The organism is Synechococcus sp. B60.1, from assembly GCF_047462555.1.
Taxonomy (GTDB): domain Bacteria; phylum Cyanobacteriota; class Cyanobacteriia; order Thermostichales; family Thermostichaceae; genus Thermostichus.
The window spans coordinates 11,897-22,031 of the sequence record NZ_JANSJN010000042.1 but is presented as its reverse complement, the minus strand read 5'-3'; the positions used below and the strand labels follow the sequence as shown (position 1 = coordinate 22,031).

14 protein-coding genes and 1 other annotated feature are annotated in these 10,135 nt (G+C 59.1%); of the genes, 13 read left to right on the top strand and 1 reads right to left on the bottom strand.

Annotation, left to right across the window (positions count from 1 at the left end):
* Positions 1–242: 242 nt before the first annotated feature.
* The 13 genes from NW863_RS06470 (at position 243) to NW863_RS06410 (ending at position 9,208) form a co-directional block, all read left to right on the top strand.
* Entirely contained in the window at positions 243–647 is a 405-nt protein-coding gene (locus tag NW863_RS06470) for a hypothetical protein (protein WP_414365354.1), read from the top strand.
* A gap of 5 nt (positions 648–652) precedes the next feature.
* The gene (trmD, locus tag NW863_RS06465) at positions 653–1,414 is read left to right on the top strand and encodes a tRNA (guanosine(37)-N1)-methyltransferase TrmD (protein WP_414365353.1); all 762 of its coding nucleotides are present in this window, start codon (positions 653–655) and stop codon (positions 1,412–1,414) included.
* Positions 1,405–1,752: a hypothetical protein gene (locus tag NW863_RS06460; protein WP_414365351.1), complete on the top strand. Its 348-nt coding sequence runs from the start codon at positions 1,405–1,407 to the stop codon at positions 1,750–1,752. The genes trmD and NW863_RS06460 overlap by 10 nt, the downstream gene beginning before the upstream one ends.
* Positions 1,753–1,898: 146 nt before the next feature.
* A complete protein-coding gene (secE, locus tag NW863_RS06455; protein WP_414365355.1) occupies positions 1,899–2,126 on the top strand; it encodes a preprotein translocase subunit SecE in 228 nt (75 codons plus the stop codon).
* A 95-nt stretch (positions 2,127–2,221) separates the two neighbouring features.
* Positions 2,222–2,893 (top strand): transcription termination/antitermination protein NusG, encoded by a 672-nt coding sequence (gene nusG / locus NW863_RS06450; protein ID WP_414365349.1) that lies wholly within the window; start codon positions 2,222–2,224, stop codon positions 2,891–2,893.
* Between the two features lie 9 nt (positions 2,894–2,902).
* Entirely contained in the window at positions 2,903–3,328 is a 426-nt protein-coding gene (gene rplK / locus NW863_RS06445; protein ID WP_011430609.1) for a 50S ribosomal protein L11, read from the top strand.
* Between the two features lie 76 nt (positions 3,329–3,404).
* Positions 3,405–4,115 (top strand): 50S ribosomal protein L1, encoded by a 711-nt coding sequence (rplA, locus tag NW863_RS06440; RefSeq protein ID WP_414365347.1) that lies wholly within the window; start codon positions 3,405–3,407, stop codon positions 4,113–4,115.
* A gap of 89 nt (positions 4,116–4,204) precedes the next feature.
* Positions 4,205–4,360 (top strand) — a sequence feature (ribosomal protein L10 leader region).
* A gap of 73 nt (positions 4,361–4,433) precedes the next feature.
* The gene (gene rplJ, locus NW863_RS06435; protein ID WP_414365345.1) at positions 4,434–4,997 is read left to right on the top strand and encodes a 50S ribosomal protein L10; all 564 of its coding nucleotides are present in this window, start codon (positions 4,434–4,436) and stop codon (positions 4,995–4,997) included.
* Between the two features lie 72 nt (positions 4,998–5,069).
* Entirely contained in the window at positions 5,070–5,483 is a 414-nt protein-coding gene (gene rplL, locus NW863_RS06430) for a 50S ribosomal protein L7/L12 (RefSeq protein WP_414365343.1), read from the top strand.
* Between the two features lie 281 nt (positions 5,484–5,764).
* A complete protein-coding gene (yidC, locus tag NW863_RS06425) occupies positions 5,765–6,955 on the top strand; it encodes a membrane protein insertase YidC (RefSeq protein ID WP_414365341.1) in 1,191 nt (396 codons plus the stop codon).
* A 77-nt stretch (positions 6,956–7,032) separates the two neighbouring features.
* Positions 7,033–7,668, top strand: a complete 636-nt coding sequence (locus NW863_RS06420; protein ID WP_414365339.1) for a protein jag — start codon at positions 7,033–7,035, stop codon at positions 7,666–7,668.
* Positions 7,669–7,740: 72 nt separating this feature from the next.
* Positions 7,741–8,244 carry a YceD family protein gene (locus tag NW863_RS06415; RefSeq protein ID WP_414365337.1) on the top strand — a complete coding sequence of 168 codons (504 nt, stop codon included), beginning with the start codon at positions 7,741–7,743 and terminating at the stop codon, positions 8,242–8,244.
* 52 nt (positions 8,245–8,296) lie between these two features.
* Complete coding sequence (locus NW863_RS06410; protein ID WP_414365335.1) at positions 8,297–9,208, top strand: homogentisate phytyltransferase; 912 nt, start codon at positions 8,297–8,299, stop codon at positions 9,206–9,208.
* Positions 9,209–9,254: 46 nt separating this feature from the next.
* Here NW863_RS06410 and NW863_RS06405 read toward each other — a convergent pair.
* A partial coding sequence (locus NW863_RS06405) for a photosystem II S4 domain protein (RefSeq protein WP_414365334.1) occupies positions 9,255–10,135 on the bottom strand: 881 nt, incomplete at its 5' end.

Below are 10,135 nucleotides of genomic sequence, written 5' to 3'. Positions count from 1 at the left end.
ATCCTCAATGCCGTCATGGCCGATCAAGAGATTTCCCCAGAAGAGCACGAGCTGCTGGAATTGGTTGTGGAGCGCCTCAGCAGCGGCGAGATCCAAGCTGTGGATTGAGCCCCATCCCCAGGTTCTCCTCAAAACTTCAGAGAACGGATCCCTACTTGGGCTGCCGGGCACTCTGTCGTCCTGGGCCAGTTCCGGTGGGCGGATCGCCTAGAATAATTCAGAACCCACCTGTTTCTGCTGCCATGAGTTCTCGCTCTTCTGACTGGTTCACGCGGGCTCGCCACCTTTTCTACGGCGCGGCCACTGCCCTGGTGGAGATCCTCCAAGACCCGGAAAAGCGGGCCGAAAACCTCAACCGCCTCTCGATGGATCTGGCGCAACTGGCAGCAGAACTGGAGCAAAAGGGGGAGCTGATCGAACAGGAAGCCGTTCGCTACGTTGAAAGTCTCAGGGATCCAGCCGCCAACGCCCCCGCCCCAGAGAGCGAGAGGCCCGCCCCTGCTGAAAGCGCCCCCCCGACCACGGCTCCCCCTGCCCCTATCTCCAAAGAAGAAATGGCCGAGCTGATGGAGCTGATCCACCAGATCGAGTCTTTGCGCCTGGATCTGGAGCGGCTGCGCACCGAGCCTCCCTCTGCCTCGTCCTAAGTCTTGTGCGGTTCGACGTCATCACCCTCTTCCCAGAATTTTTTGCAACGCCGCTGCGCATCGGTCTGGTGGGCAAAGCCCTGGAGCAGGGGATTGCTGAGGTTCACTGCACCAACCCGCGGGACTTTGCCACCGACAAGCACCGCCGGGTCGATGATGAGCCCTACGGGGGTGGGGTGGGCATGGTGCTCAAGCCAGAGCCCTTTTTTGCTGCCGTTGCCTCCTTGCCCCGCCTGGATCCCTACGAGATCATCTTGCTCACGCCGCAGGGGCAACCGCTGAACCAGGCGCTGCTGCGGGAGCTGGCCCAAAAGGCGCAGCTCATCCTGCTCTGTGGCCAGTACGAGGGCTTTGACGAGCGGATCCGCCAATATCTGGCCACCCGCGAGGTGTCGCTGGGCGATTTTGTCTTGACGGGGGGGGAGATCCCGGCGCTGGCCTTGATCAACGGCGTGGTGCGGCTCTTGCCGGGCACAGTTGGTAAAATGGACTCGCTGAGGAGCGAAAGTTTCGAGACGGGGCTGCTGGAGTATCCCCAGTACACCCGTCCACCGGAGTTCCAAGGGCACAAGGTGCCGCCGGTGCTTCTCTCAGGCGACCACCGAGCCATTGCCCGTTGGCGTCTGCAACAGCAGTTGGTTCGCACCTGGCAAAGGCGGCCAGACCTGTTGGCCAAACGCCCCCTCACGCCCGAAGAACAACAGTTGCTGGCAGAGGGGCTGGCCGAGCAGCACACCGATGCGGAGGAACAGGATCAATGTTTGTAAACCGTCTCCGCTCCCCCCTCAACCCCCGGCGCGGGATCCCTGCGGCCCTGGGTCTGCTTCTGCTGGGGATCCTGGCCAGTGCCGAGGTTGCCTTGGCCCAAAGGGGAGATGTCAATGAGGCCATCCGCCGCGACCGCAACGTCCAGTTGTTCGACGGCACCAGCATTGACATGAACGACCTCCTGCGGGCCGCCGAGTTTCTCTCCCGGCAAAATGCCGCCTCGCGTTGGGACAGCCGGGCAGAGATCGACGCAGCGGTAGAGCAATTCAACCAATCCCGCCGCCCTTTGGTGCTCTCCCCGAGGGCGCTGACGCCTGAGCCCACTCCCACCCCTTGAGAGGGATCCCACCCCCAACAGATCTGTTAAGATCGCTAAGCCGATCTTGAGTGCGCCAAAAGGTGGCGCACCGTTTTCGGGATCCAGCAGGAGATACCGCCGTGGTTAAAAGCACCTCTTCCAGCAAGGCCGATACGGAACAACGTTTGGATCCCGCCAGCCGGGGCCACTCCAGGGACAACTCCCCTGAGTCCAAGGGGATTCTCGGCTTCCTCCAGGAGACCCGCGCGGAATTGGCCAAAATTGTTTGGCCGAGCCGCCAGCAACTGATTAGCGAATCGGTGGGCGTCTTACTGATTGTGTTGGCCTTCGCCTCGTTCATCTACCTGGTCGATCAACTGTTTGGCTGGCTGGCCACTCAACTGTTCTCGTGAGGTTCTTTCTCAGATGGCCCCTGCCAGGGATCCCTATTCATTTTTGGGGAGGGGAGGCCCATGCATACAGACAGACACAGAGAGGAGGTGAGGTGATGAGCCCAAAGCCAGAGCAGCGGTGGAAACGCCGTGGGGGCCACCCTGAGCCCCTAGAGCCTGTAGACACGGCGCCAGAAGGGGAAGAAGGCGAAAGTCAAGGTCGTCGCAACCTGCGCTGGTACGCTGTGCAGGTGGCCTCAGGCTGCGAAAACAAAGTCAAAAGCACCCTGATGCAACGGGCGGCGGCTCTGGATGTGGCAGATCAGATTGTCGAGGTGGTGATCCCGAAGCGGACGGGCTTCAAGCTAGATCGATCCGGCAAGCGCCAGGAACAAGAGGAAAAGATTTTTCCCGGCTATGTGCTGGTGCGCATGGATCTCAACGACGACACCTGGATGGTGGTGAAAACTACCCCCAACGTGATCAACTTCGTTGGCACGGAAGAAAAGCGGGCCTACGGTCGTGGTCGGGGCCATGTGACGCCACGGCCCCTCAGCCCAAGCGAAGTCCAGCGCATCTTCAGCAGCGTTGAGGTGGAGGAAGTGCCCCTCAAGATCGACATGGCACCTGGGGATCGCATCGAGGTGCTCTCCGGCCCCTTCCAAGGATTTTACGGCGAAGTGGTGGATGTCAGCCCAGAGCGGGGCAAGCTCAAGGCCTTGATCTCGATTTTCGGGCGCGATACTCCGGTAGAATTAGAGTTTGGTCAAGTGCGAAAAGAGGTGTAACGGCGTTTCATGGCTAAGAAACTGGTGGCAGTGGTCAAGCTGGCCATCCAGGCGGGCAAAGCCACCCCCGCCCCCCCCATCGGCCCGGCGCTGGGCCAGCACGGGGTTAACATCATGGCCTTCTGCAAGGAATATAACGCCAAAACGGCGGATCAAGCCGGGATGGTGGTGCCGGTCGAGATCTCGATTTACGAGGATCGCAGCTTCACCTTCGTCCTCAAGACGCCGCCGGCTTCGGTGTTGATCAAAAAAGCCCTCGGCATTGAGTCGGGATCCAGTGAGCCCCACAAAGTCAAGGTGGGATCCCTGACGCGAGCGCAACTGCGCCAGATTGCCGAGCAGAAGTTGCCCGATTTGAATGCCCGTGATGTGGAGGCGGCTATGAAAATCATCGCCGGCACTGCCCGCAGCATGGGGGTGACAATCGTCGATTGATGAAGGATCTTTAGTCTGATTGTTGTCTTGAAGTTTTGGGGGAGAGAGGTTCTCGCCAGCACCCCGAGGAGAAACGATGGCTCGAAAACTGTCCAAACGTATGCAGGCTTTGCGGGAGAAGGTCAAGCCCATTGCCTATCCCCCCGCAGAAGCCCTGGCCCTGATGAAGGAGACGGCCACTGCCAAATTTGACGAGGCGGCAGAGGTTCACATCCGCCTGGGGATCGATCCCAAGTATGCCGACCAGCAGTTGCGCACCACCGTCGTCTTGCCCCGCGGCACCGGGCAGGAGATTCGGGTGGCGGTGATTGCCCGTGGCGAGAAGGTTACGGAAGCCCAGAACGCAGGAGCCGACCGGGTGGGCTTTGAAGACCTAATCGAGGAGATCGGCAAGGGCATGATCGATTTCGACCTGCTGATTGCCACCCCCGATGTGATGCCCCAGGTTGCTAAGCTGGGGCGCCTATTGGGGCCGCGTGGCCTCATGCCCTCTCCCAAGGGTGGGACGGTCACCATGGATTTGGCCCAAGCCATCAAGGAGTTCAAAGCCGGCAAGCTGGAGTACCGGGCGGACAAAACCGGCATTGTGCATTTGATTTTCGGCAAGTGCAAGTTCCCTGTCGAAGCACTGCTGGAAAACTTGAAAGCCGTGCAAGAGTCTGTTGACCGCAACCGTCCCCCTGGAGCCAAGGGCAAGTATTGGCGAGCCCTACATGTTTGTGCTACAATGGGCCCCTCGATTGAGGTTGACATCAATGCCCTGCGAGAGCTGAAGTTGGTTGCTTAAGGCTGCTTCGGCGCTGCAAAGGGAAAAAGGCAGTTGTTTGCCGTTTGAATTGACTATTTTTCTGGAGGATCTGGGCAGAGAAGAGCTTCCCACAGTTGAATAGCAAGCCGAAGACAGCAGGTGCCTAGGGGCTTAATGTCCTGCCGAGGTTTGAGTGGAGTGCAAAGGGATCCCGTTGTGGATTGCTGGGTTATGCCTGCCTCAATGCGTCTCGGCTCTGGCTGGGACGCATTCTATTTGGCGGCTCTAGATACCCCCTTCCGACGGCAACACCTGTTCGGCCCTCAGTAAGCCAGTGACAACAAAGGAGGTGAGCGCATGGGCAAGCAACCTGTAGCGAAAAAAGCGGAGGTGGTCGATGAAGTTCGATCCCTGTTGCAAGCCAGCCAAATGGTGCTGGTCATCGACTACAAGGGGCTGACCGTTTCCGAGATGAACCAACTGCGGGCGGAGCTGCGCAAGGCGGATGCTGTCTGCATGGTGGTTAAAAATACCTTGATGCGGCGGGCTGTCGCCGACCAAAAGGCTTGGGCAGGGATTCTTCCCTTCCTGTCAGGGCCGACGGCCTTTATCATGATCCGGGGTGATATTCCAGCGGCCCTGAAGGCGTATCAAGATTTCGCCAAGCAAACCAAGAAGACCGAATTCCGCGGCGCCGCTGCCGAGGGGCTATCCCTGACCTTGGATCAGGCCAAGGCCATCGCCGAGCTGCCGCCCAAGGAGGTGCTCATGGCCCAAGTGGCGGGCAGCCTCAAGTTGGTAGCTACCCGGCTGGCGATTGGGCTCAATGCCGTGCCCACCCAGGTGGCCCGCGGTATCCAGGAGATCCCGGCCTCCCTGGCAAGGGCCATCCGGGCTATTGCCGACAAGGAGGCGGCCTGACGGGATCGACCTGTGTTGGGTTCATCAACCCAATTCCACCTATCCACTTCGTTACCCTGAGGAGACAAGACTATGGCTTCGGAGCGTGTTCAAAAGATCCTGGAAGAGTTGAAAGCATTGAGCTTGTTGGAGGCTTCCGAGTTGGTGAAAGCCATCGAAGAAGCCTTTGGTGTCAGTGCGGCTGCCCCAGCAGGTGGCATGGTTATGGCTGCTCCCGTGGCAGCGGCAGCGGCACCGGCGCCAGCAGCGGCGGCTGAACCGGTGGAAGAGCAAACGGCCTTTGATGTCATTCTCGAGGCTGTCCCTGCGGATAAGAAGATCGCCGTCCTCAAGGTGGTGCGCGAGTTGACCGGCTTGGGCCTGAAAGATGCCAAAGATCTTGTGGAGGCCGCTCCCAAACCGGTCAAGGAAGGGATCCCCAAAGAGGAAGCCAACGAGATCAAGAAGAAGCTGGAGGAAGCTGGCGCTACGGTCAAGGTCAAGTAGTTCCATCAGCAGGGGAAAGGGATCCTCATTCAGAGCGTCTCTTGCTCCCAGCACAAGGGAGCTGCCAGAGCTCCAAGTTTAACCAGAACGATGAAGGAGGGGCAAAGCAGCTCCTCCTTTTTCGCTGATACGCCGCCGCGCTCTGCCCCTCTCCCTCGGAGAGGCAGGGAAATTGCTGGGCTGATCCCCCTTGCCGATTGGGGCGGTTAAACCCTGAAAACGCCCTCGTCAGCCGGTCGGAAACCATTACAATGGGTTACGGACGTTCGCCAGCACCCCCCATGGACTTCGGAGTCGGATTTCTTTCCAACAACGTCATGCTGCCGATCCTGGATTTTTTCTACGGGATCGTGCCCAGCTATGGACTGGCCATCATCTTCCTGACGTTGGTGATCCGCTTTGCCCTCTACCCGCTCAACGTCGGATCTATCCGCAACATGCGGCGCATGAAGGTGATTAACCCTTTGATGCGGCGGCGGATGCAAGAAATCCAGGAGAAGTACCGGGATGACCCACAAAAGCTGCGCGACGCCCAGGCCAAACTGTACAGCGAGCTGGGAGTCAACCCGCTGTCGGGTTGTCTGCCGCTTTTGATTCAAATGCCGGTGCTCTTTGCTCTCTTTGCCACGCTGCGGGGATCCCCCTTTGCAGCGGTTACCTACGACGTCAACCTGCAGATCTTGCCAGCAGAGGTGGCGGCAGAGGTGGTGCCCACCCCCTACGTCAGCCCCAGTAAGAACATCTTCGTCGCCGACTCGGTACACAAGCCAGTGGTGCTGGTGGAGCCCAAAGGCACCAAGATTGCCGTAGGGGAGCAGGTGCAGTTTCTGCTGCAGGGGCCGGGGGGCAAGCCCTTTGAGCAGTTGGTGGCAGAAGCGGGCGGGGATCCCAGCCTGTTGCAGCCCACCTGGAAGATCACCAAAGGAGAAGAGCGGGCCCAGATCCAGCCGGATGGCACCTTGCTGGCCCTGCAGCCAGGGGAAGTGACTGTGGAGGTTGCGATCCCCGGCCTAGCCTCTGACACGGGCTTTCTGTTTATCGACAAGTTAGGCCGTGTCGGCGCCTTTGACCCGGATGGCACCATCCACTGGGACATTATCGGCATGATTGTCCTTTTCGGCGTCTCTATTTACCTGAACCAATCCCTGACCAACGCTGGCCAGGAGACAGGCCAAGAGGATCCCAGCCAGAGCTCGATGGCTCGCATCACCCCTGTGCTGTTCTCAGCAATGTTCCTGTTCTTCCCCTTGCCGGCTGGAGTTTTGCTCTATATCCTTGTCTCCAACATCTTCCAAACTGTGCAAACCTTCTTGCTCTCGCGGGAGCCGTTGCCGGAGAACTTGCAGCGGTTGGTGGAAGAGGAGCGCCGCCGCGCTGCCCAGGTGATCACGGTGGAAGCCAAGGAGGTTGACCGACCGGCCAAGCCAAAGGCAGCCGGGGGAGGGCGCGAATCCCTGCCCTTTGAGCCCTAGGCAGTCCTTGCTGCTTGGCGTGGGGTGAGCTTACGGTCGAGTGCTTGATACCTCTTCAGAATTGGAAGCTGCCCAGGATGAGCCCCTCTGAGTCCTCTACGGGATCTTTGAAGGGATCCGCCGCCAAAAAATCGCATCAGAAGTCTGAGGGAACCGTTGCGCCTTCCCAGGGCGAGCTTTCTCCTGCCGAACATCGAGAACGGGCCAGGCAGTGGTTGCAGCAGGTGCTGGCGGCGATGGGAATCCCGGCAGTGGTGCGGGTGGTGGGGGAGATAATCGAAATTGAGGCCGATTCTCTAACTCCGGCCCAGAAGCAAATGCTGCTCTCAAAAGCGCCTGCATTGCCCTTGCCGTCGTCCAAAGAAGCTGGCCCTGAGGAAGAGCGCTCCCCGGTGGTTTTGGATGCGTTGCAGTATCTGGCCAACACCCTTCTCAACCTCAACCAGCCAGAAGACCAACAGCAGCCCTATATCCTGGATCTGGATGGCTATCGTCAGCGCCGTTTGCAGGAGCTCAAAGCCTTGGTTGCTGTCGCGGTGCAAAAGGTGAGAACCAGTGGTCGGGAATACGAGTTTCCCGATCTTTCTGCTGCCGAGCGGCGGCAGATCCACACGCTCCTGAAAGACCCTGCCTACGCCGATCTGGAAACCTTCAGCCGTGGCAAAGAGCCTGACCGTCGTCTGGTGATCCGGCGGGCCTCTTCTCGACCCTGACCTGGGGGCTCTCTTGCCGATAGGGGCGATTCTAGGGATCCCTGCTACCCAGAACGTATAGAGGGGGATGTCATGCTGAGGCCAATTCGTCTATCCGACCTGCGGCAGATGCCCGGTCAAACCCAAGAGGTACAGTTTAGGCAGTTTTTTTCAGGTTTTGAGAGCTTGACCCCTGTGGAGGGATCCCTGCAGGCCAGCCACCGGGGGCATTTCCTGGAGGTGAGCGCCGAGGCCCGCACCATCGTCACCCTCACCTGTCACCGCTGCCTGCAGCAGTTCAACCACCGGCTGCACCTGCAGGTTGAGGAGATCATCCTAATTCGGGAGCCCAGTCCTGAACCGCCGCCTCTAGAGCTGGAATTGCGGGACGAAGAAGATCTGCTGGAGAGCCTGCCGCCCAACGGCGAGCTGGATATCGAAGACTGGATGTACCAACACCTGCATTTGGAGATGCCCCACCAGTTGCCCTGTCGCCCCGATTGCCCGGGCATTGTGGTGGAATCGGCTGCGCCGCCGCCGGTGGATCCCCGCTGGTCGGCCCTGGCTGCCCTCCTTAAAGACTCCCCCCATCCCTAGCCACTCTCCACGAGGGGGCTCCGGGCCATGAGCTGTATCGCTGCTGGCTAGAATGACCCCATATTTGCAGGTTCTCTGGCGTTTTGCTCGGCCCCACACCGTCTACGGCACCAGTGCCAGTCTGCTGGGCCTCTACTTGCTGGCCGGGTTCGTGGCCGCTGAACCAACGGCCCTGCTAACTGTCCTTCCCCAGTTGGGCGTGGCTTGGGTGGCTTGTCTGGCGGCCAATGTCTATATTGTCGGCCTCAACCAGCTCACGGATATCGAGATCGACCGCATCAACAAACCCCATCTGCCCCTGGCCGCCGGCTCCCTAAGTTGGCGACAGGGGGTGGGGATCGTCGCCGTCTGCGGGGTGGCATCCATCCTATTGGCCCTGACAGGGATCCCGTACCTGTTGTTGACGGTGCTTTTGAGCAACGGAATCGGCACCGCCTATTCCTTGCCCCCCCTGCGGTTGAAACGATTTCCGCTGGCGGCCTCGGCTTGTATCTATTGTGTGCGGGGGTTGATCGTCAATCTGGGCCTGTACAGCCATTTTCAGCAGTTGATGCAGGGGGAAGTCGAGCTTTCTGCTCCCATTGTTTTTCTGACAGGGTTTATGTCTATTTTTGGGCTGGTGATCGCCCTTTTCAAAGATATTCCCGACATGGAGGGGGATCGGCGGTTTGCCATTGCCACCTTTTCGTTGCGCTTTGGCCAGGAGCGGATCTCAAAGTTTTGCATTGGCATTTTGGCCGCTTGTTACCTAGCGTTTATCGCTTTGGGAAGCTATTTTCTTCTCATGGGCCAGGGTGCCTGGATGCTGTTAGGGCATGGGCTGGGGCTAGGAATCCTTGTGGGCTATGGTGTTCGCCTGGATCTGGGTTGCCGCGACGCGATCGTGGCCTATTATCAACTGATCTGGAAGTTGTTTTACTTGGAGTACTTGCTCTATCCTTGGGCCTTCTTCCCTTTTTCCTAGCGATTTCTCGCCCTGGATCTCAGGCAGGCAGTAGATCTCCAAAAACCTAGAGATACCGCTTCATCTGGATGCGAAAGCGGCCTTTTTTCGTCTCGGCTACCTCTTCAATTTGCAGCCGACCGCGACCACGAATAGCAATCCAATCCTGGGGGCCGACAGTGTAGCTGGCTTGGGTAATCGGCTTCCAATTAACCCGCACCTCTCCCCGCTGGATCTCTTCCACCATCTTGCTGCGGGACAGGCCAAATCCCGCCGAGGCCACTGCATCCAGGCGCAAAGAGGCTTCCACGCTGGTGATGGACTTCACCCGCGGCGGTTGAACCTTTAATTGGTTGAGAGGGATGGGGCTGACCTTGACGGGCACGCTGCGCACCTGCGTCAGGTTGAGGCTGAGATAGTCCACCAATTCCGGCACAACGATGGCCTGGGCCCCCGTGTCACCTAAAACAAGGATGTCTCCCACTTTCTCCCGGGCAATGCCAGCTCCCAGCAGGGCTCCCAAAAAATCGCGGTGAGTGGCCGGGTCGAAAAGAAAGTTTCCCTGTATCTGAACAGCGGCCAAGGGGATCCCTTCTGCACCTTCCACCTTCAAGCTGACCTCAGAGCGAGCCAGGGCTAGGCGTTGCCGCTCCGCCTGGGCATAGCCCCCCCAGGCCACCACCTGCAGTTCAGCCAAGTTGTGCAACCGGCTTTGCACCTCGGCTACCTCTGGCGGGGAGAGAAAATCGCTCCAGACCACTTGCCAGGTTTTGAGGGCTTGCTCCCCCAGATCCAGAATGCGCGCTAAGGTTTCTCGATACTCCGCTCCTTTCAGTAGATCGACTCTGGGCAGCATGTTGGGACGCTTCAAGGCTTCGTTCTGTTTGTCCCATGCTAAGCTAGATCCCCAGGATCCTGGCGGGCGTAGCCAAGTGGTTAAGGCAGAGG

Bases quoted from the DNA above. Each gene is read 5' to 3' on its own strand.
- NW863_RS06470 (WP_414365354.1), top strand. From the start codon at position 243: ATGAGTTCTCGCTCTTCTGACTGGTTCACGCGGGCTCGCCACCTTTTC.
- NW863_RS06460 (WP_414365351.1), top strand. From the start codon at position 1,405: ATGTTTGTAAACCGTCTCCGCTCCCCCCTCAACCCCCGGCGCGGGATC.
- nusG (WP_414365349.1), top strand. From the start codon at position 2,222: ATGAGCCCAAAGCCAGAGCAGCGGTGGAAACGCCGTGGGGGCCACCCT.
- rplK (WP_011430609.1), top strand. From the start codon at position 2,903: ATGGCTAAGAAACTGGTGGCAGTGGTCAAGCTGGCCATCCAGGCGGGC.
- rplA (WP_414365347.1), top strand. From the start codon at position 3,405: ATGGCTCGAAAACTGTCCAAACGTATGCAGGCTTTGCGGGAGAAGGTC.
- rplJ (WP_414365345.1), top strand. From the start codon at position 4,434: ATGGGCAAGCAACCTGTAGCGAAAAAAGCGGAGGTGGTCGATGAAGTT.
- rplL (WP_414365343.1), top strand. From the start codon at position 5,070: ATGGCTTCGGAGCGTGTTCAAAAGATCCTGGAAGAGTTGAAAGCATTG.
- yidC (WP_414365341.1), top strand. From the start codon at position 5,765: ATGGACTTCGGAGTCGGATTTCTTTCCAACAACGTCATGCTGCCGATC.
- NW863_RS06420 (WP_414365339.1), top strand. From the start codon at position 7,033: ATGAGCCCCTCTGAGTCCTCTACGGGATCTTTGAAGGGATCCGCCGCC.
- NW863_RS06415 (WP_414365337.1), top strand. From the start codon at position 7,741: ATGCTGAGGCCAATTCGTCTATCCGACCTGCGGCAGATGCCCGGTCAA.
- NW863_RS06410 (WP_414365335.1), top strand. From the start codon at position 8,297: ATGACCCCATATTTGCAGGTTCTCTGGCGTTTTGCTCGGCCCCACACC.